Annotated in this window: 15 protein-coding genes; 6 read left to right on the top strand and 9 right to left on the bottom strand. The window is 63.6% G+C overall.

Annotation, left to right across the window (positions count from 1 at the left end; all coding sequences use genetic code 11):
- Positions 1-6 precede the first annotated feature (6 nt).
- From murJ to VNS12_RS09165, 4 genes are all read right to left on the bottom strand, one after another.
- A complete protein-coding gene (murJ, locus tag VNS12_RS09180; RefSeq protein WP_325487520.1) occupies positions 7-1569 on the bottom strand; it encodes a murein biosynthesis integral membrane protein MurJ in 1563 nt (520 codons plus the stop codon).
- 238 nt (positions 1570-1807) lie between these two features.
- A complete protein-coding gene (locus tag VNS12_RS09175) occupies positions 1808-4597 on the bottom strand; it encodes a [protein-PII] uridylyltransferase (RefSeq protein WP_325487519.1) in 2790 nt (929 codons plus the stop codon).
- Complete coding sequence (gene mutS, locus VNS12_RS09170) at positions 4578-7280, bottom strand: DNA mismatch repair protein MutS (protein WP_325487518.1); 2703 nt, start codon at positions 7278-7280, stop codon at positions 4578-4580. The genes VNS12_RS09175 and mutS overlap by 20 nt, the downstream gene beginning before the upstream one ends.
- Before the next feature lie 75 nt (positions 7281-7355).
- Positions 7356-8195 carry a GNAT family N-acetyltransferase gene (locus tag VNS12_RS09165; protein ID WP_325487517.1) on the bottom strand — a complete coding sequence of 280 codons (840 nt, stop codon included), beginning with the start codon at positions 8193-8195 and terminating at the stop codon, positions 7356-7358.
- A gap of 121 nt (positions 8196-8316) precedes the next feature.
- On the opposite strand from VNS12_RS09165, the gene VNS12_RS09160 reads away from it, so the two are divergent.
- The 3 genes from VNS12_RS09160 (at position 8317) to xylA (ending at position 12232) form a co-directional block, all read left to right on the top strand.
- Positions 8317-9351 carry a LacI family DNA-binding transcriptional regulator gene (locus VNS12_RS09160; protein ID WP_325487516.1) on the top strand — a complete coding sequence of 345 codons (1035 nt, stop codon included), beginning with the start codon at positions 8317-8319 and terminating at the stop codon, positions 9349-9351.
- 113 nt (positions 9352-9464) lie between these two features.
- On the top strand, positions 9465-10928 hold the full coding sequence (gene xylB, locus VNS12_RS09155; protein ID WP_325487515.1) for a xylulokinase: 1464 nt from the start codon (positions 9465-9467) through the stop codon (positions 10926-10928).
- A complete protein-coding gene (gene xylA / locus VNS12_RS09150; protein ID WP_325487514.1) occupies positions 10925-12232 on the top strand; it encodes a xylose isomerase in 1308 nt (435 codons plus the stop codon). Before xylB ends, xylA begins: the two co-directional genes overlap by 4 nt.
- A gap of 103 nt (positions 12233-12335) precedes the next feature.
- Here xylA and VNS12_RS09145 read toward each other — a convergent pair whose 3' ends face one another.
- The 3 genes from VNS12_RS09145 to VNS12_RS09135 all read right to left on the bottom strand — a co-directional run bounded on the left by VNS12_RS09145 (position 12336) and on the right by VNS12_RS09135 (position 15991).
- The gene (locus tag VNS12_RS09145; protein ID WP_325487513.1) at positions 12336-12767 is read right to left on the bottom strand and encodes an organic hydroperoxide resistance protein; all 432 of its coding nucleotides are present in this window, start codon (positions 12765-12767) and stop codon (positions 12336-12338) included.
- A 156-nt stretch (positions 12768-12923) separates the two neighbouring features.
- Positions 12924-14327 carry a helix-turn-helix domain-containing protein gene (locus VNS12_RS09140; RefSeq protein ID WP_325487512.1) on the bottom strand — a complete coding sequence of 468 codons (1404 nt, stop codon included), beginning with the start codon at positions 14325-14327 and terminating at the stop codon, positions 12924-12926.
- A 266-nt stretch (positions 14328-14593) separates the two neighbouring features.
- Positions 14594-15991: an MFS transporter gene (locus tag VNS12_RS09135; protein WP_325487511.1), complete on the bottom strand. Its 1398-nt coding sequence runs from the start codon at positions 15989-15991 to the stop codon at positions 14594-14596.
- A 152-nt stretch (positions 15992-16143) separates the two neighbouring features.
- Here VNS12_RS09135 and VNS12_RS09130 point away from each other — a divergent pair, with 152 nt between their 5' ends.
- Entirely contained in the window at positions 16144-17721 is a 1578-nt protein-coding gene (locus VNS12_RS09130; RefSeq protein ID WP_325487510.1) for a peptide chain release factor 3, read from the top strand.
- Between the two features lie 15 nt (positions 17722-17736).
- On the opposite strand, the gene VNS12_RS09125 is transcribed toward VNS12_RS09130, so the two are convergent.
- Positions 17737-19257 (bottom strand): YifB family Mg chelatase-like AAA ATPase, encoded by a 1521-nt coding sequence (locus VNS12_RS09125; RefSeq protein ID WP_325487509.1) that lies wholly within the window; start codon positions 19255-19257, stop codon positions 17737-17739.
- Positions 19258-19528: 271 nt separating this feature from the next.
- On the opposite strand from VNS12_RS09125, the gene VNS12_RS09120 reads away from it, so the two are divergent.
- Entirely contained in the window at positions 19529-19891 is a 363-nt protein-coding gene (locus VNS12_RS09120; RefSeq protein WP_325487508.1) for a response regulator, read from the top strand.
- Between the two features lie 152 nt (positions 19892-20043).
- Positions 20044-20901: a glycoside hydrolase family 25 protein gene (locus VNS12_RS09115; RefSeq protein WP_325487507.1), complete on the top strand. Its 858-nt coding sequence runs from the start codon at positions 20044-20046 to the stop codon at positions 20899-20901.
- Positions 20902-20963: 62 nt separating this feature from the next.
- Here VNS12_RS09115 and VNS12_RS09110 read toward each other — a convergent pair whose 3' ends face one another.
- Positions 20964-21572, bottom strand: a complete 609-nt coding sequence (locus VNS12_RS09110) for a MarC family protein (protein WP_325487506.1) — start codon at positions 21570-21572, stop codon at positions 20964-20966.
- Positions 21573-21624 lie beyond the last annotated feature (52 nt).

The following is a 21624-nucleotide window of genomic DNA, read 5'->3' as shown; positions in this document are numbered from 1 at the left end:
AACCCGTCAGCCCCGCCGCCGCAAGCGGGCGAGCAGGGGACCGAGGGGTTGGATGCGCGTGACATGGAGCAGGGCAAAATAAAACGCCGCCCCCAGACCGCACAGCGCAAACAGCGCCAGCGCCTGGAGCGGAAAGAAAAACCCGGCGGCAAAAATGGGCGCAGCCCAGAGGGCGACGCCGTAGAGCCCGCCCCCCATGGCGGCGGCGACCGCGATGATCCCGGCCAGCGTTGCCACCTCGGCTTGCGTGGGGCGGAAATGGCCGCGCCGCACCAAAAGCACGCCGAGCAGCAGCACATTGACCCAGGCCGCGACCGAGGTGGCCAGCGCGATGCCTACATGCTGGAGGGAGGGGAACAGCGCCAGCGACACGGCGACGTTGACCAGCATGGACAACAGAGCCAGCAGCGTCGGTGTGCGGGTATCCCGGCGCGAGAAAAAGCCCGGCTGGAGCACGCGGACCAGAACAAAGGCCGGAAGGCCGGTGGCAAAGCCGGTGAGGGTTGCGGCCACCGCAATTGTCGCTTCAGCGTCAAAAGCCCCGCGCTCGAACAGCACCCGCACGATCGGCTCGCCGATCGCCATCAGCGCCGCGGCGGCGGGAAGCGTGAGGATCATCGACAGCACGATCGCCTGGCTCTGACTGGCGCGCGCCTCACTGTCCCGCCCTGCCGACAGGTGCCGGGAGAGTTCGGGCAAGAGCACGGTGCCGATGGCAATGCCGATGATGCCCAGCGGCAATTGATACAGCCTGTCGGCATTGGCGATGATAGCGATGGCGCGGTCGGCCTGCGACGCGATCACGGTGCCCACGAACACGTTGATCTGGACGATGCCGCCGGCGGCAATGGCCGGCAGGGCCAACAGCCAGAAGCGGCGCACGTCAGCCGTGTAGCGGGGCCAGCCGATCGCAGGCAGGAACCCCGCGCGGCGGATGGCAACAAACACCAGCGCCAGTTGCGCCACGCCGCCTGCCATCGCCGCCACCCCGAGCCAGACGGCGATATCGGCGGGGTTCTCAAGCGTCCAGATGGCCAGCGGGACCAGAACGGCGATGTTGACCAGATTGAGCAGCACCGGCGCAAAGGCAGCGGCAACAAATTTTCCCAGCGAGTTGAGGATCGCCCCATAGGCCGCCATCAGGCTCATGCAGGCCAGGTAGGGAAACATGATGCGCGAGAGAAACACGGTGAGCGCGAATTTTTCCGGATCGTCCACGAAGCCGGGGACGAACACCGCCATCAGCGGCTCCATGAAAATCTCGGCAAGGATGGTGACGAGCACGACGGCCGCGACCAGCCAGCTCATGATCCGCCCGGCTAGTTTCAGCGCCTCGTCAGGCCCGCTGGTTTCGAGCGCTCCCGAGAACATGGGCACAAAGGCGGTGTTGAAGGCCCCTTCGGCAAACAGGCGCCGGAACAGGTTGGGAAACCGGAACGCCGCCTGAAACGCATCGGCTGCCGGGCCGATGCCGAGCACGGCAGCGATCAGCGCATCGCGGACAAAGCCGAAAATGCGCGAGATCAGCGTGAGACCGCCCACCGAGAGCGTATTGCGGAAAAGGCTCATGAAAGAGGCGACCTAAGAGCAAGCGAAAGCGTAAGGGGCAGCCTCGGCGCACCCCTCATCCGACCTTTCGCTTCGCGAAAGCCCACCTTCTCCCTCAAGGGGAGAAGGGAAGAAAGGTGCCTTGGCAGGAGGCTTGCCTCGGTCGTCCCTTCTCCCCTTGAGGGAGAAGGTGGCCGCGAAGCGGTCGGATGAGGGGTGTCCTGAGCTTGCGGATTGCCCATGAGAGTGTGGGGGGCGCTCACGCCGAGACCTTTTCGCGGCGCGCGGGGGCGAAGACGGCTTCGAGGGCCTCGCGGATGCGGGTCTGGCGCGCTTTGGAGGTGATTTTTCCGCCCATCAGATCGGTGACGTAAAAGACGTCGACTGCCTTTTCCCCATAGGTGCCGATATGGGCCGAACCGATGGTGAGGTTGAGATCGGACAGGGCGCGGGTGAGGTGATAGAGCAGGCCGGTGCGGTCGAGACCGGAAATCTCGATGACGGTAAACTTGGTCGACAGCGCGTTGGAAATGATGATTTCGGTGGGCACCGAAAAGGGCTTGATGCGCCGGTTGTGCCGCGACTCCGCGCCCAGATCGGCGGGCAGGACGATGGTGCCTTCGAGCAGGCCGCGCACCGTGTCGGTGATGCGGGAGGCGCGGATGCGTTCATCCTCATCGGCGGTAAAGGCCCGGCGCAGGCGGAACGTATCGAGGGCGTGTCCGTCCCGTGTGTTGAAAATCTGCGCGCCGATGATCGAGGCGTCGGCCATGGTACAGGCGCCAGCGATCAGCGACAGAAGGCGCGGGTGATCGGGCGTGTAGAAAGTGATTTCGGTGATCCCCTCGAACGCCCGGATGGCGATCGAGCGGGCAAAGGCCGAGTCTCTGGTCTGCGCCGCCTCGATCATATGGGCATGCGCGAGTTGCAATTCGGGCTCGGCGCGCAGCCAGTAATTGGTGAAATGGCGCTCGATATAGGTATCGATGCGGGCCGGGGGCCAATCGGAGAGGCCAGCGCGCAGGGCGTTCTGGGCCGCGATGACCCGGTCATGCTGGGACACCTGGGAGTGACCGCCGGACAGCAGTGGTTCGGTGGCGTAGTAGAGAGCGCGCAACAAAGAGCCCTTCCAGCCGGTCCACACCCCCGGCCCCACCGCGCGGATATCGCAGGCGGTGAGGATCATCAGCAGCGCCAGCCGTTGCGGGCTCTGGACGATCTGGGCGAATGATCGCGCGGTTTCGGGGTCCTGAATATCACGGCTCTGGGCGATTTCGCTCATCAGCAGATGATGGCGCACCAGCCAGGCGACGGTGTCGGTTTCGGCCGCCGACAGCCCCAGGCGGGCGCAGAATTTGCGCGCGATGGTCTCGGCGGCTTTCGAGTGGTCCTCGGGGCGGCCCTTGGCGATGTCATGGAGAAACAGCGCCACATAGAGCAGGCGCACATCCGACAGGTGGGGCAGCAATTCATGGGTGAGGGGCAGTTCCTCGACCAACCCGCCGCTGGCGATTTCGGCCATCACGCCCACCGCCCGGATCAGGTGCTCATCGACGGTGTAGTGGTGATACATGTTGAACTGCATCAGGGCGACAATCTTGCCGAATTCCGGAACAAAGCGTCCCAGAACCCCCGATTCGTTCATGCGGCGCAGAACGCGCTCCACCGAGGGGGCATTGGTGAGGATTTCAAGAAAATAGGTATTGGCGCGTGGATCGGCCCGCAATCTGGCATCGATCAGCCGCATGGAGCGGGTGAGCAGCTTGAGCGCTTCGGGATGAAACATCACGCCCTCGCGCCCCGCCACCCAGAAGATCTTGATGATGTTGACCGGGTCGGCGGCAAACACATCCTCGGACGCAACGGTCAGCCGACCGTGTTCGAGCACGAAATCGGGCTCGCCGCGGATCGGGCGACGGGCCTTTCGAAACGCGGGCAGCACGCGCCCAAAGGCACTCACCGTCTTGGCGTGGGCAAATTCCAGCGAGGTGCAGAAAATACGGGTGAGATCACCCACATCCTTGGCGACAAGAAAATAGCGCTTCATGAAGCGCTCAACGCCGAGCAGGCCTGCCCGGTCATCATATCCCATGCGCCGGGCCATTTCCTGCTGGCTGTCGAAGGCCAGACGATCATCGGAGCGCCCGAGCAGGAAGTGCAGGTTACACCGCACGGCCCACAGAAAATCCTCCGAGCGCTGGAAGGTGCGGTATTCCGAACTTGAAAATACGCCTTTGGCGATCAGTTCGGCCGGGGTGCGCACACGATAGAAATACTTGCCGATCCAGTAGAGGGTATTGAGATCGCGCAAGCCGCCCTTGCCATCCTTGACGTTGGGCTCGACCACATACCGGGTATTGCCCTGGGCATCGTGGCGCGCGTCGCGCTCGGCCATCTTTGCTGCGATGAATTCTGGCCCGGTATCGGCGACGATCTCAGTCTCGAAGCGATCGCGCATCAGGGAAAACAGGCTCTGGTCGCCGGCCAGAAACCGGCTTTCAAGGGTAGCGGTACGCACCGTCATGTCCGAGCGGGCCATGCGGATGGAATCCTCGACCGAGCGGACCGCATGGCCGACCTTCTGGCCCAAATCCCACAGCATATAGAGGATATATTCGGTGACGCTTTCGCTCCACGGGGTCTGACCACTGGGGAGGATGAACAACAGATCGATATCGGATCCCGGGGCGAGGGTGCCGCGCCCATAGCCGCCCACGGCGGCAAGGGCAAAGGATTCGGCTTCACCGGCTGTCGGGCGCACAAAGACATATTGCGTCGCCCACAGATGAATGGCGCGGATCAGTTCGTCCTGAGCATTCGAAAGGGTTTTGGCGCAGCGTGTGCCTTTACGGGTTGCGATCAGGTCTGCCTCGGCCGCGGTGCGCGCCTCGCGCAGAGCCGTGCGCAATGCGGCGAGCAAAATCGCGCGGGCCGCCGGGCTGTCGGGGGCGTTCTCACCGATCGCTTCGCGCACCCGTGCCAAAAGGGCAAGGGCATCGATAAGCCCCGCTCGTTTGCGCGCGGTCGGGTCAGATGTCGCCGTCGGCATTGGCAGCCTTTTTAAGCTCATAAATCCATTCAAGCGCGGCGCGCGGGCTCAGATCGTCCGGGCGCACCGCTGCAACCATTACGTCGACCGGGTTAGCATCCGGTTGAGACGAGAGCACGGCAGGCGCGGGCGCATGGGCAAACAGCGGCAGATCGGCCAGCGCATTGCGCGGACCGGACTGGCCGCGCTCTTCGAGCAGATCAAGCACCTGCCTGGCCCGGGCGATCACCGGGTCGGGCAGCCCGGCCAGCCGGGCCACCTGAATGCCATAGGACCGATCGGCAGCGCCAGGCACGACTTCGTGCAAAAACACCACATCGCCCCGGTATTCGCGAACGCTCATGGTGCGGTTGGACATGCGCGAGAGCGACGCCGAGAGCGCGGTGAGCTCATGATAATGGGTCGCGAAAATGGCGCGGCACAAGGTTGTTTCGTGCAGGGTTTCGACGCAGGCCCAGGCAATCGAGAGCCCGTCAAAGGTGGCAGTGCCGCGCCCGATCTCATCGAGAATGACCAGAGAACTGCGGGTGGCCCGATTGAGGATCGCAGCAGTTTCGACCATTTCGACCATGAAGGTCGAGCGTCCCTGCGCGATATCGTCGGACGCGCCCACCCGGGAAAACACCCGATCGACGACGCCGATATGGGCGGAGGTAGCCGGAACGAATGACCCCATCTGGGCGAGAATGGCAATCAGTGCATTCTGGCGCAGAAAGGTCGATTTACCCCCCATATTGGGGCCGGTGACCAGCCAGAGCTGGCCGCCATCATCGACACCGGGTGCGGAAAGATCGCAATCATTGGCGACAAAGCTGCGTCCTTCGGCTTGCAGCGTCTGTTCCACCACCGGGTGGCGACCGCCTTCAATGGCAAAGGCGAGCGAATCGTCGATGCGCGGGCGACACCAGTTGCGCTGGGCGGCAACATTAGCCAAAGCCGTCGCCACATCGAGCGCCGCCATGGCGTCGGCGACGGCAACGAGGGTTTGGGTCTGGGCCAATACCAAATCGCGCAGGGTTGCAAAGATGTTGCGTTCGATCTCGACGGCAATTTCCTGTGCCCGGGCGATACGGCCTTCGAGTTCGGCCAATTGGGTGGTGGTGAACCGCATGGCGTTGGCGAGGGTCTGGCGGTGGATGAAATCGGCATCCTCCATCAGCCGCGCACCGTGGGTTGCGGGCACCTCGACGAAAAAGCCCAACACGTTGTTGTGCCGAATCTTGAGCGCCCTCACGCCGGTGCGCTCGACCAGTTCGGCCTGCAATTCGGCCACCACCTGGCGGCTTTCCGACCCCAAGCGGCGCTGGGTATCAAGCTCGGGGTCAAAAGAGGGCGCGACAAAGCCACCGTCGCGCGCCAGAAGCGGCGGCTCGTCCACCAGGGCGCGGGCCAGTTCATCGGCAAGGGCTTGTGGTGCCTGGGCAAGCTGGCTGGCTATCGCGTCGAGATCATCGCCGCGATCGGGGAAATCGGCCAGCATGGCGGCCAGCGCCTGCGCCTGGGCGATACCGCTGCCGATGGCGGCAAGATCGCGCGGGCCGCCGCGTTCGAGCGTCAGCCGGGTGAGCGCCCGGGCGATATCGGGCGCGGCACGCAGACGTTTGCGGATAGCGTCGGTTTCCATCGACGCGCTGATCAGAATTTCAATGGCATCGAGCCGGGCGTTGATGCGGGCCGGATCATTGAGCGGCGCGGCAAGGCGCGCGGCAAACAGGCGCGCTCCCGCCCCGGTGACAGTCAGATCGACCGTCGCTCTCAACGCGCCTCTGATTTCTCCGCGCTGGGTAGTCAGCAATTCGAGCGACGAGCGCGTGGCCGCGTCGATCTGCATGTGCTCGTCAGCAGCCTGATGCCGTGGCGGGCGCAGGGAGACTCCCGCGCCCTTCTGGGTCTCGGCAACATAGGCAATCAGCCCTCCGAGCGCCGCCCGCGCCGTGCGCGAAAACGCTGTTGGATCGACAGCGCCCGCAAACACCTGCCGCAAGCGCGTTGCGCCCGCTTCGGACTCGAACGTTTCGTGCGGGAGGCGGGTCGCGGCAGCCAGTCTGTCGGCAGCCAGAATGCGGGTTACGGCCAAATCGTCGGCCACGCGATCGGACAGGATCAGTTCAGCGGGATCGATGCGGGCGAGTTCATCAGCCAACGCAGCGCGCTCGACATCGGCGGCAAACAGCTCGCCAGTAGAAATATCAGCCCAGGCAAGGGCGTAACCATCGCCATCCGCCCCCAACCGGGCCAGCGCGAGCAGAAAATTGTTACCCCGGGCCGGAAGCAGATCCTCTTCGGTGAGGGTGCCGGGCGTGACGAGGCGCACCACATCACGCCGCACAACTGATTTCGATCCGCGCTTGCGCGCTTCGGCGGGGTCCTCGATCTGCTCACAGACCGCCACCTTGTGGCCCAGGCCAATCAGGCGCTTGAGATAATCCTGGGCGGCGTGGACCGGCACCCCGCACATGGGCACATCCGTGCCCAGATGCTTGCCGCGCTTGGTGAGGGTGATCCCCAGAGCCGCAGCGGCGATCTCGGCATCGTCAAAGAACAGTTCGTAAAAATCGCCCATGCGATAGAACAGCAGATAGCCGGGATTGACTCCCTTGATCTCGAAATACTGGGCCATCATGGGCGTCATGGCCGAGGAGGCGGGCGGCACGGAGTCGGCCTGGGACTCGGTCTGGGACATCGAATACTGAATCTGGCTCTGGAGCGCTGAAAACGAAGGCGCACGCTAGGACAAAAGCGCTGCGATTCCAACCGGTCATCGCAAGGCAGGATGGCGCAGGCCCGTCACCCGTTCAACACGGCGGCGATAGGCGGCAGGCGCGGTGGCAAAGCGGACCAGAACGAACACATCGGTGGTGCCGAACCCGGGATCGACAAAGGCCCGCTCGCCGAACACCGCATTGACCCGTAAATAGCCGCGCACCAAAGGCGGCATGGCGCGCAAGGCGGTATGGCGGTCCGCGGGAACGCCTTCATTTCTGCCCAGCGCATAGCCGCCCCTTGCCGGAGCCGCCCACGCCTCTGGCGCACGGGCTGTGTGGTAGAGATAGTCGAGGGCCAGCCTATGGGCCGCCGGATCGGTGCCCGGAAAGCTCGCGGTGCCGAAATAGGCATCGATGCGAAACTGGCAGGCATAGGCCCAGAGGCCGCACCACAAGGCCTCAATGGTGCGCATGGAGCGGTAGGACGGGGCAACGCACGAACGCCCCACTTCGCAAAACCGCATTTGAGGATGCCTGACAAACAGTCCTGAAAGGTCGAACTCAGCATCAGACGTCCAGCCAAGCCCCGGAGCGGGAGCGCGCATGGCGCGATAGGTGCCGACCACCGCCGGGACATCCCCGGGCGTACGCGCTCTGGTATCGATCACGATGATGTGGTCGCAAAACGGGTCGAACCGATCGGATTCGATGTGTTCCGCGTGGACCATCGAGGGCGCGTCGATGCCCCCTTCACGGTGAAACACCTCGTAGCGCAGACGAAACGCTGCGCGACGCTCCGCGTCCGTCTCTGCCAGCCGCACCTCGAACGGACCTAAACGCGCCAGGGGGGCGGTTAGGGGAGCGCCAGAAATGTGGGGAGCGGGATCGATCATGGGCCCTTTGTACCGGAGTTCCGGACCTGTGGGAATTGCGGCGGTAAGACGCCGGACGACCAGATCCCTTGACGTGCGCATCTGGGCGCGAGATGAGTTACGTACGTCAGGGAGGGTGGGTATGGAATCAGGCGGACGTGTCACGGTGCATGATCTGGCGCGGGCGGCGGGGGTCTCGCTGGCAACCATCGACCGGGTGCTCAACGGGCGACCGGGGGTGAGGCCGGCAACAGCGCAAAAGGTCGAGGCAGCGATTGCCCGGATCGGGTTCCGGCGCGATCTTACAGCGTCCATGCTGGCGCGGGCGCGCGATATCGGCGTGCGGGTGATTGTGCCGCAGGGCACCAATCAGTTTTTCGGCAAGCTCGCCGAGGCGGTGGAGACCGTGGGACGGCAGATGCGCGCCGAACGCATGCGGCTCGATCTGGTCCGGGTGCGAGCGCTCGACACCAAAGCGCTGGCCGAAGCGCTCGATGCTACCGGGCCCGACCATTACGATTGCGCCGCCATCGTTGCCATCGACAAGCCCGAAGTGCATGCGGCGGTGGCGCGGGCAGCATCGCGGGGGATCAAGATCATCACGCTGGTGTCGGACCTGCCCAACTCGGCGCGCCATGAGTTTGTCGGTATCGACAATATTGCGGCCGGGCGCACCGCAGCTTCCCTGATGGGGCGGTTCCTGCCCCAGGGCGGCACGGTCGGGCTGGTGGCCGGATCGCGCGAGTTGATCGACCACGCGGAGCGGATCGAAGGCTTTCGGGCGGTGATGAAAGAGGAATTTCCCGCCATCGCGATCGCCGGGCCGGTGGAGGGGCAGGACGCCTTTGCCCCCACCCTTGAGGCGACGCGGAGCCTTTTGGCCAAGCATCCCGAACTGGCGGGCCTTTACAATGTGGGGGCCGGCAATGCCGGAATGCTGATGGCGCTGTCCGAGATTGGGCGTGCGGGAACGCTGCGGGTGATCGCCCATGAACTCACCGGCCCCACAAGAGCGGGATTGTCTGCGGGAAGCATTGATCTGGTTCTCGACCAGAGCCCCGAGGATGAAATTCACGCCGTGTGCGCGACGGCGCGGCGGCTGGTGCTCGGCCCGGATGCCGCGCCCCCCAGGGCTTCGATCGGGATCAAGGTTTTTCTGCGCGACAATCTGCGCTAAAAATGACCCATCATTGAGCTGAGGAAGGCTGCCCGGACAGCGGAATTTGCAAGGGAGGGATGAATGAGGAGTATTTTGAGGTACGTCACTCAAATCGCCAGGTGGAACAGCGCATGACGTATCTGGGACTCGATATCGGAACGTCGGGCGTAAAAGCCGTGCTGATCGATGGAGAAGGAGCCACACTGGGGGAAGCGAGCGCGCCGCTGGCGATTTCGCGTCCGCGTCCGGGCTATGCCGAGCAGGATCCAGCCGATTGGTGGCAGGCGGTGCTGCTGGCCGTCGACAGGCTGAAGGCCGCCCGCCCGGATGCGGTGAGCGCCATCAGGGGCATCGGGCTTTCCGGACAGATGCACGGGGCAACGCTGCTCGACCACGACAATCGCGTAATCCGGCCGGCGATCCTGTGGAACGATGGCCGCGCTGCCGCCGAATGCGCCGAGATGGAAGAGGCGCTGCCCAGCCTGCGCCAGATTGCCGGCAATATCGCCATGGCAGGGTTTACCGCACCGAAAATCCTCTGGCTCAAAAAACATGAGCCAGAGCACTACGCGCGGATCGCCAAGGTGCTGCTGCCCAAGGACTATGTGCGTTTTCTGCTCACCGGCACCTATGTGTCGGATATGTCGGACGCCTCGGGCACGTTGTGGCTCGACGTCGAATATCGCGGCTGGTCGGACGATCTGTTGGCGGTGACCGGGCTAACCACCGAACAGATGCCGGCGCTGGTGGAGGGGACCGAACCGTCAGGCCATCTGTCCGGGGCTTTATGCAAACGCTGGGAGATCAGGGAAGCGCCCGTTGTGGCGGGCGGTGCGGGCGACAATGCGGCTTCGGCCTGCGGCATCGGCGCGATCGCGCCCGGCACAGGGTTCGTTTCGCTGGGCACCTCGGGGGTGCTGTTTGTCTCCAATGACACGTTTTCGCCCAATACCGAGGGGGCGGTACACGCCTTCTGCCACGCGATTCCGAAAACCTGGCATCAGATGGGGGTGATATTGTCCGCCACCGATAGCCTCAACTGGCTGGCGAAACTGGTGGGGCAGGACGCAACCACGCTGGCACTGTCGGTCGACGATACGTTTTCAGGACCGGGGGAGGAAATCTTTCTGCCGTATCTTTCCGGCGAGCGCACCCCTTACAACAATCCCAGCGCACGCGGCTCGCTGGTCGGGCTGTCTCATGTTTCCGACGCGACCTCCATGGCTCGGGCGGTGATGGAGGGGGTGGCGTTTGCGGTGCGCGACTGCCAAGAGGCCCTGCTGGCGTCGGGGACCGAAATCGGGTCGCTGATCGCCGTGGGCGGGGGCAGCAAGTCCGATCTTTGGCTTGAGATGATCGCCACCAATCTGGGCATGGAAATCGACGTGCCCGAGGATGGCGATTTTGGCGGGGCGTTCGGTGCGGCACGGCTGGGCCTGATCGCCGCCACCCGCGCTGACCCCAAAGCCGTGTGCACCAAGCCGAAAATCAGAAAGACCATCGCACCGCGAGCGGACCTTGCGTCCGCTTATGACAGCCGATACCGGCGCTATCGCGCCTTGTATCCGGGTATCGAGGAGGCCCGCGCACAATGAGCGACTTTTTCAACGGCCAGGGCAAAATCGCCTATGAAGGGCCGGACAGCGACACCCCCCTGGCGTTCCGCCATTACAACCGCGACGAAATTGTGCTGGGCAAACGCATGGAGGACCATCTGCGCTTTGCCATCGCCTATTGGCATTCGTTTGCCTGGGAGGGCGGCGATCCGTTTGGCGGGCGCACGTTCGAGCGGCCCTGGTTCGAGGGCGGCATGGAAGCGGCACAGCACAAGGCGGACGTGGCATTCGAGATGTTTTCGCTGCTGGGCGTGCCCTATTTCTGCTTTCACGACGCCGATGTCCGCCCCGAGGGGGAGAGCTTTAGCCAAAGCAAACGGCGGCTCGAAGCCATTACCGATATTTTTGAGCAAAAGATCGCGCAGACCGGCGTAAAATTACTCTGGGGCACGGCGAACCTGTTTTCCAACCGCCGTTTCATGGCGGGGGCGGCGACCAATCCCGACCCGGACGTGTTTGCCTATGCCGCCGCGACGATCAAAGCCAATATGGACGTGACCCACCGGCTGGGCGGCGAGAACTATGTGCTCTGGGGTGGGCGCGAGGGCTATGAGACCCTGCTCAACACCCATATGAGCCAGGAACTCGACCAAATGGGGCGGATGCTGTCCATGGTGGTCGATTACAAGCACAAGATCGGCTTCAAGGGGGCGATCCTGGTCGAGCCCAAGCCGCAGGAGCCCACCAAACACCAGTATGATTTCGACGTGGCGACGGTTTACGGCTTTCTCAAGCGCTACGGGCTGGAGGATGAGGTGAAGGTCAATATCGAGGTCGGCCACGCTATTTTGGCCGGGCATACCTTCGAGCATGAAGTGGCCACCGCCGCCGCGCTGGGTATTTTCGGCTCCATCGACATGAACCGCAACGACTACCAATCAGGCTGGGACACCGACCAGTTCCCCAACTCGGTTCCCGAAGTGGCGCTAGCCTATTACCATATCCTCAAGGCGGGCGGATTTGCGACCGGCGGCACCAATTTCGACGCCAAACTGCGTCGGCAATCGATCGACCCGATCGATCTGCTCCATGGCCATATCGGCGCGATGGATGTTTGCGCGCGGGGGCTCAAGGCGGCTGCGGCCATCATCGAGGACGGGACATATGACGCCTATATCGACGACCGCTATGCCGGATGGAAAACGCCCGAGGCGCAGGCCATGCTAAATGGCGAACGATCCCTCGACGAGATCGCCGCGCGGGTGGAGCGGGAGGGTCTCGACCCGCAGCCGCGGTCGGGGCGGCAGGAATATCTCGAAAACCTGATCAACCGGTTCGTCTGACACGCCAATGACGGACGGGTTTCACGTGAATCCGTCCGTCTGCGAGATGCCTTCGGTACGCTTTTGAACCGAACAAATGGCGTCGCCTTGTTCTGGAAACGCTCTAATCGCCCTGCTTGAGGGTCACTTCGATATTGCCTTTGGTCGCGTGCGAATAGGGGCACACGATATGGGCGCGGTTCATCAGGTCGCGCAGCTGTTCGCGGTCCATGCCCGGCGCGGTGGCCGTCAGCGTGACCTTGATCCCGAACCCTTCACCATCATCGCGCTGGCCGAAGCCGACATCGGCTTTCACGGTGGTGCCTTGTGGCAGCTTTGCCTTGGCCTTGCCGGCGGCAAAATGCATGGCCCCAAGAAAACAGGCGGAATAGCCCGTGGCAAAGAGTTGTTCGGGGTTGGTGCCTGCCCCTCCCGAACCACCCATCTCTTTTGGCGTCGAGAGCTGGACATCGACCTTGCCGTCATCGGTGCGCGACTGGCCATCCTCGCGGCCGCCGCCACTGGCGGTGGCGTGGGCGGTGTAGAGAATTTCCATGATACAACTCCTTTGTGCGGGTGAACGGGACAGGGATCAGCGACCTGATCCATGAAAGGCGAGTGTGGCGGGCGCGCAGGCCGGAAAAGCGCGGCGCGCCGAAACCACCCCATGGAACCACGCCTCTTGCCGCCCCGCAAGACCAGGGCGCGGTTCTCAAGGGGTGCGCACCATATAAAGATTTTCCATCCTCTGGCCGTCATCGATGACAAAGCGATGGTCGGCGGACGGGTGGGCCCGCTGGCCGCATTCGCGCCTCGGGCAAATGCGGCACCCAACGCCGATGGGCACCGCCCCAGCCGGAGCCGACAAATCCACGCCATCAGCGTAGATCATCCCCGCGGCGTGGGAGACGTGGCAGCCCAGCCCGATGGACAGATGCCGGCGCGGCGCGTGGTGGGCGTGGCCGCCCTTGGTCACGGCCTTGGCGATGCAGAAATAGCGCTGCCCATCGGGCATCTGGGAAAGCTGGATATTGATCTGGCCGGGATTGAGAAACGCCCCGTAAATGTTCCAGCGCGGACACGCCCCCGAGTGGCGCGGAATATGGATACCCGAAAGCGAAAACCGCTTGGAGATATTGCCGGCGATGTCGGTGCGCACGAGATGGAGCGGAATGCCGCTCATTCCGGGCCGTTGCAGGGTGGTCATGCGGTGGCAGACCTGCTCGAAACTGGCCCGGAAGCGGCGGGCCAGCCGCTCGATATCATAGCGGGTATCGCGACAGGCTATGAAAAACGCTTCATAGGGCATTACCAGCGCTGCCGCGATATAGGAGGCAAGCACCGAGCGGGCCAGCGGCACCGCGTCGGGCTGGGGCAGATCGCTGTTTTCGATCAGCGTCATGATCTCGGTCTGGGCGCTAAGCAGCGCCACATGCTGGGCCACGGCAAACAACCCGGATTCCGGTTCGAGTGTATCGGCAATCGACAACACGCGCCCGCCATCCTCGATACGGCGCACCACGCCATCGGGCAGGGAAGCAAGGCGGGTTTCGATGCCGAACACGTTGAACAGGTAGGTCTTGAGCCCTTCTTCAAATCCATCCGGCCCGCCGCCGACGTCCCGGCGCACCCGCTCGGCCGCCTCTTCAAGCAGGCCAAAATAATTGCCGCTTTCCTGCAAATAATCGGACACCGCTTCGGTCACCACATTGTGCCCCGAAGACACATCGCGCGGTTGGGCCGCGCCTGGCCCCTGCAACTGGCGCAACCGGTCGAACAGCTTGAGTACGGCGCGGCCCACAGCCGGGTTGTGACTGGCAAGATCGCGCACATCGGCATTGGTGAGATCCGCATCGGCGAACACTTCATCGCCGAACATTTCCATCAGATCGCCCGAGAGGCGGGTATCATCGCTTTCGGCCAACTCGCCCGGCTCAACCCCGAACTGGCCCGCGACCCGAAACAGCAGATCGACGGTGATCCGCCGCCGGTTGTGCTCGATGAGGTTGAGATACGACCCGGAAATGCCCAGCGCTTCGGCGAGCTTTGCCTGACTCAGCCCCCGCTGACGCCGCAAACGCCGGATGCGCCCGCCAATCTGTAAATCCGCACGCATCGTCGCCGCCCTCCGCCGAGAAGTTTTACGAAACTTACAAATCCGGCCAATCCGTTTACCGGACTTCACAACTTAACGCGCTGTAATATAGTCTTTTCTTGCGCTTTCTGTTTCGATTGTCAATTCTTTACGCTTAGCAAACAGATCACAATCATCCGCTACCGCTTAGAGCGCTCGACCATATGTTCCGGGATGCGGCCATGCTCGCCGTCACCTTCGCGCGACGTCCAGCCGCGTGATTCACGTGAAGCAATTAGGATGATGCTTCACGTGAATCGTTGGGCGGAGCGGCGTGTCATCGTGATCGCTGCAAAGATCGCCGGCACCGAGAGTGCCGCGCACAGGCCGAAGGTGACCACCAGTACCGCAGACAGCGCTGCCGGTGTGGTGGCCGCGCCGATCCCCACCCCGTTGGCGATCAGCCCGGCTAGGGCGGCCCCGATGCCATAGCCCGCAGACTGGATGGTGGGCAGCAGCGCCGAAGCCCTGTCGCGTTCGCCGGGCCGGGCCGCTTCCATGATCGTCTGGCTGGTATAGGCCCAGGAGGTCCCATAGGCGGCGCCGATCAGCACCTGCGAGACCAGCACCAGCGCCATGTTGGACAGGCCAATGGCAAGTGCGAGCAGGGCCAGCCCGGCCACCAGCAACACCGGGCCGAGACGAATGAGCCGGGGACGGATGCGAGCGGGAACGCCGGCCACGCCGATGGCGATGGTGCTCCAGGCGACCGACATCAAGGCGCCCACCAGCCCGGCCAGGGTTGCGCCATAGCCAAAGATGTTCTGGAGCCCATAGACGAGGAACACGGCAGAGCCGGCCTGGGCCAGCGGCATCAAGAGGATCACCCATAGCCCTGCGCCCACCGTATCGCTCAGCCGAAAAGCCTGGGTGGGAAATAGCGGCGTCGCGGCGGCCTCGTCGCGTCGGATAACAGCGACCAGCGTGACCGCCGCAGAAACGAGACAGACGCCAGCCAACCAAGCGGAATTGAGCACACCACCCAAAGAGACCGCCATGATCGCCCCGCCGATCAGCAACAGCCGCACGATGGGCAGCGGCCCCGGTGCACTGTCGCGCTGGCCTACCGGGACGATGAACAGCACCAGCGCCATGAAAATGGCGCCCAACGGCAGATTGACCGCAAATGCGGCCCGCCACGAGAGGGTCTCGGTCAGAACACCCGAGAGCACCGGCCCACCAAATGCAGCCAAGGCCCAAACGACCGATTCTGCGCCGAAGACTTTCGGCACCAGCACCGAGGGGAACAATTCCGGGATCAGCGCATAGCAAATGGCCGCGACAATGCCTTCCCCCAGCCCTTGCAACGCCCGCCCGAACAGCAATTCGGGCATCGATCCGGCAATTGCCGCAAGAAGCGAGCCGACCAGAAACACCGACGCCGCGGCAATCAGCGCCGTCCGTGCCCCGAGGCGCGCCTTGAGCAGCGCCGCCCCGGCGCCGCCCATGATGGCGAAGACCAGGAACACGGTGGTTGCCCACGACAATAGCTCAACACCGTCAAGCTCAACCACCGCCGTAGGCATGGCCGTGGAGACCAAAAAGCCGTTGAAGGCAAGCAACGCCACCCCCAGACACAGGGTGACGGTCGCGCCGAGATAGCGGCGGGACACGATGGCGGCCCAGCCGGAGGCAGAATCAGACATTGAAAGACCCTTAACCAAGCCTTAACTTGCTAAATTAACCGAAGCCTTGCGGCAAGCGCTATTGTGGGGCTTTTTAGCCGTGCCGATTTGGTATAGGCAGGCCTTTTAGCGCCCTTGTCGGGCCAACTGCAGCAATTTCCGGAGAAATCCCCGTGAGCGTCGCCCCCACCGGCTATAAAAGCCGCCGAACTTTCGCGATTATTGCCCACCCTGACGCGGGCAAGACCACGCTGACCGAAAAGCTGCTGCTCAATTCCGGCGCTATCCACCTGGCGGGCGAAGTCAAGGAGCGCGGCGAACGTCGGCGCACCCGCTCTGACTGGATGGAAATCGAACAAAAGCGCGGCATTTCCATATCTTCGTCGGTCATGACCTTCGAGCATGACGGGCTGACGCTCAATCTGCTCGATACACCCGGTCACGCTGACTTTTCCGAGGATACCTACCGTACGCTGACCGCCGTCGACTCGGCGATCATGGTGATCGACGCCGCAAAGGGGATCGAAGAGCAGACCCGGAAGCTGTTCGAAGTGTGCCGCCTGCGCGATATCCCGATCATCACCTTCGTCAACAAGATCGACCGCGAAGCCCGCGACACGCTCGAAATCCTCGACGAAATCATGGAGACTCTCGCCCTCGATACCGCTCCGATGATGTGGCCGGTCGCGGCGGGCGGGGATTTTTCCGGGTTGATCGATCTCGAACATGGCCGGTTTATCAGCCCCGACGGCACGCCGGAAGCGGACGCGCCGGGCGTCGAGGCGGTGGCTGCACGATTTGCCGGCACCCAGAACCGGATGATCTCGACGGCGCTGGAAGGGCTGGAACTGGCGCGCGAGACGCTGCCGCCCTTCGAGCGCTCGGCCTATGACGCGGGTCACCTCACGCCAGTCTATTTCGGCTCGGCGCTCAAATCGATCGGCGTACGGCAATTGCTCGAAGCGGTGTGCCGCTTTGCGCCAGCGCCGCGCATCCAGCCGGCCCGGCCCGAGCCGGTCGATCCGTCCGATCCGCACTGCACCGGATTTGTCTTCAAGGTGCAGGCCAATATGGACCCCAATCACCGCGACCGCGTGGCGTTCGTCCGGGTCGCCTCGGGGGCACTGCGGCGCGGGATGCGCCTGAAAAACGTGCGCACCGGCAAAGACCTCAAGGTTGCCAATCCGATGTTCTTTTTCGCCCAGGAGCGGGAATTGGCCGACGAGGCGGTGGCAGGCGATGTGGTGGGCATCCCCAATCACGGCACGCTCAGCGTTGGCGACACCCTTTCGGAAGGCCCCGACGTGACCGTGACGGGCATTCCCAACTTTGCCCCTGAAATCCTGCGCCGGGTGCATTTGTCCGATGCCTCGAAAACCAAGCAGCTGGCCAAAGCGCTCTCGGACCTCGCCGAAGAGGGCGTGGTGCAGGTGTTCAAGCCCACGCTGGGCTCGGGCTATTATGTCGGCGCCGTGGGTCCTCTCCAACTCGACGTCCTCACCAGCCGCGCCTCCGCTGAATATGGCGTACCGATCCGCATCGAGCCCGCGCAATACATCACTGCGCGCTGGGTGAAGGTCAATGACCAGGCCCAGTTCGAAAAATTTGCCGCCCTGCACCGGCTCAATATCGCCGAAGATCGCTATGGCGACCCGGTATTTCTGGCGCCCAGCCAATGGGAAATCGACCGTTGCGCCAAGGATTTCCCCGAACTGGTCTTCATGGCGACCAAGGACCGCGGGCTGGCCTGATCCTGTGGGTCCCGCTCAGGCGTGCTCCATATTGATGCGATAGCTCAACGCTTCTGCGATATGGGGCCGGCTGACAGCGTCAGCACCCGCCAGGTCGGCGAGCGTGCGCGCCACCTTGAGCACCCGGTGATACGCCCGCGCCGACAGCCGGAAAGCCTCGGCGGCCTTTAACAGAAGGTCCTGACTTTCCGCGTCCGGCGCAACGATCTGGTCGATCAGGTTGGGGGGCGCGGCAGCGTTGGTATAGATGTCCGGCAGATCGAGGGCCGCGTACCGTGCGCGCTGGGCGTTCCGCGCCCGCGCCACCCGTTCGGCAACCACCCTGCTGGCTTCGCCCGGCGCCGAACCGATCATATCAGCGGCCGATACCGCGGGAACGTCGATGCGGATGTCGATCCGATCGAGAAATGGCCCCGAAACCCGTCCCTGATAATCAGCAGCGCATTTGTCGCCCCGGCGGCAAGTGTGGCCCGGCGTGCCGGCCAGCCCGCATTTGCACGGGTTCATGGCAGCGACAAGCTGGAACCGGGCCGGATAGGTCACCCTTGCATTGGCGCGGGCAATCATCGTTTCGCCGCTTTCGAGCGGCTGTCGCAGACTATCGAGTGCCTGGGGCTGGAATTCGGGCAGTTCATCGAGAAACAGCACGCCATTATGGGCGAGGGACACCTCGCCGGGGCGCACCCGCAATCCACCACCCACCAGCGCCGCCATGGAGGCGGAATGGTGCGGGGCGCGGAAGGGACGCCGATCGGACAGCAGCCCGCCTTTGAGTTCACCGGCAATCGAGGCGATCATCGAGACATCGAGCAGTTCGCGCGGCTCCAGCGGCGGCAGGATCGAGGGCAGGCGTTGGGCCAGCATGGATTTTCCTGCCCCCGGCGGACCGACCAGCAGCAGATTGTGACCTCCCGCCGCCGCCACTTCCAGCGCCCGCCGGGCCACGCTCTGCCCGCGCAAATCGGAAAGATCGGGGCCGGTTTCGTTGGAAAGGGCGCGCGCCGGGACGGGACGGGCGGCAATCTGGCGACCGGAAAGATGATTGACCAGCGCAAAAAGGGAATCGACCGCGATGATATCGATACCCTCACCGGCCCAGGCCGCTTCCGAGCCACACGAGGCCGGACAGATGATCCCCAGGCCGCGCGCATTGGCGGCAATCGCAGCAGGCAAAACCCCGGTCACGGCGGAGACCCGGCCATCGAGGGCCAGCTCGCCCAGAACCATGAAGCGCTCAAGCATATCGCCGGGAATGGCGCCCATCGCGGCCATCAGCCCCAGCGCGATGGGAAGATCGTAATGGCTGCCTTCCTTGGGCAGGTCGGCGGGGGCCAGATTGATGGTGATGTGCTTGACCGGCAGCGCCAGCCCCGAGGCAATCAGCGCGGCGCGCACCCGTTCGCGGCTTTCGCCCACCGCCTTGTCGGGCAGGCCGACAATATTGAAGCGCGGCAGCCCGGGCGAGACCTGCACCTGCACATCGACCGGCACCGCCTCGATGCCCTGAAAGGCCACAGTGGTAATCCGCGTAGCCATGCCGTCCCCTCGCGCGCATGGATCGAAAACCCCGTGACGCTAGCAGGAAAGCCAACCCCCGACAAGAACGTTTGCGGAACATCGGCAATGATGATGTTCACGATCAGTTGCCTCACGGTTTGGAACCGCTGTGCTGCCGCCCGCATTTAACGACAAACAGTCAGCCCGTCACGGGTCTGAGCAGTACCAGGCGATCAGCAGACGGGAGGGCACGACCGAAAGGCCGGGGTCCGTTTTGTGCTGTTTCGTCTGAAATTGTGGAGTCACAGACATGGACACGCACACGAACGGGCCGCTGGTTCTGGTGGTCGAAGACGAGCCTCTGGTGCGCCTCGACATTGCCCTTGCCATGGTGGATGCCGGGTTTGCGGTGATCGAGGTTCCCGATGCCGAACAGGCCCTCGATCTGCTCGAAAGCCGCCAATCGATAGGCCTGGTGTTCACCGATATCGAACTCGCTGGCCCCCTCAACGGCCTCGATCTGGCCCGCCGGATCAAGCAGCGCTGGCCGCATATCCCGGTGCTGGTCACCTCCGGCCGAACGACGCTTCAGGACCGGCCGGGCGACGGATTCATCGCCAAGCCGTATTCAACCCAGGCGGTGATTTCCCGGGCGCGGGTGCTGGCGGCCTGAGCGCGGGAATTGGGAGCCTGCACTATGGGGCATTACGGTCACAATATGCCGTTTTTACCCCATGTTAACCAGCCTTGTGAGGGCCGTGTTAAGGAGAAATGGGCGAGACAATTTGTGTTGGATTTCAATCAAATTGTCGGAATTTCTCGTCCATGCCGTCTGCGCCCGCGTCCCGCCCTTCCGTTCTCGCCCGCCTTTCGGCGCGCGCGCGGTCATTGCTGCCGCTTGCGGTGGGAATCGCTGTGATCGGGGCACTGGCAGCCTGCGGCCATAACTATTATCCCACCAAGGGCGACAACAAACCCCATCCCGGGGTAGCCCGCGCTCATTCCCTTCCGATCCACGGCATCGACGTCTCGCGCCATCAGGGCACGATCGACTGGCGGGCGGTGGCGCAGTCGGGCACCCGGTTCGCCTATATCAAGGCCACCGACGGCGGCGATTACCTCGACCCCAACTTCCGCACCAACTGGAACCAGGCGCGGGCTGCAGGTGTGCCGCGCGGGGCCTATCACTTCGTTTACTGGTGCCGCCCGGCCTCTGAGCAGGTTGCGTGGTTTGCGGCCAATGTTCCGGCCGAACCCGATGCGCTGCCACCGGTGCTCGATCTCGAATGGAATAATGGCTCATCGTGCAAGCACAACCTGTCGCGCGACGAGGTTCTTGAAAAGGTCCGGGTCTTGCTGGCCGGGATGGAAGCCCATACGGGCAAGGTGCCGGTGATCTATACCGACATCAATTTCCATCGCGACGTGCTTGAAGGCGTACCGCTCGACAACCCCATGTGGCTGCGCTCGGTCGCCGCCCAGCCCCATGAGCGCTTCACGAACAGGCCCTTCGCCTTCTGGCAGTACACCCAGACCGGCACCGTGCCGGGCATCCGCACCGAAGTGGACCGCAACGCCTGGTTCGGATCTGAAAGCGACTGGATCCAGTTTTTCATCACCGGATGCGATCCGCGCACCTATTCGCGGCTCGCGTCGCAAGGGCGCTGCGCACCGCTGAAATAGAGCGTTTTCCGGTTGCGACCCAAAGACCCGCAAGCGAAATGTGACAAAACAAGGGTTAAAGGTTAGCCGAGCAGGCCGCTGTCGCGCACGCCATCGAAGACGAACTGAACGGCGAGGGCGGTGAGCAGGATGCCGACCACCCGGCTGACCACCGACATGCCGGTCAGTCCGAGAAGGCGCTGGATAGGAATGGCGACCAGAAGCGTCAGCCAGGCGACTAGCATCGTTACGACCAGCGCCGCCACCACCATCCAGAATTCAAGGTCCGTCCGCGCCCCGGTGGTAAACAGCACCACCGCTGAAATCGATCCCGCCCCGGCCAACAGCGGCATGGCGAGGGGAAATACCGAAATATCTTCGCGGGTCATGCCCTCCGCTTCTTCCTCGGTGGTCGTGCCGGTGCCGCCGGTGTGGCGGGCAAAGACCATATCGATGGCGATCAACAGCAAGAGAATGCCGCCGGCGACCCGCAGGGCTGGAAGCGTGATCCCGAACACGTCGAGTATCACATTGCCGACAAACGAGAAGAACAACAGGATACCGGTGGCGATCAGCACCCCACGGGTGGCCGCGACAAAACGCTGGCGCGGCGTGTAGCTGCGGGTCAGCCCGGCGAAGATGAAGGCAATATCGGCCACCCCGACGGTGGCGAAAAACGTGGCGAAAGCCACGAAAAAACTCGATGACATCCCGCCCCAAACCGCGCTGTTCCACGTGAATCAG

It is taken from the genome of Pelagibacterium sp. (assembly GCF_035555455.1).
GTDB lineage: Bacteria > Pseudomonadota > Alphaproteobacteria > Rhizobiales > Devosiaceae > Pelagibacterium.
This window is presented reverse-complemented; position numbering and strand designations above follow the sequence as displayed.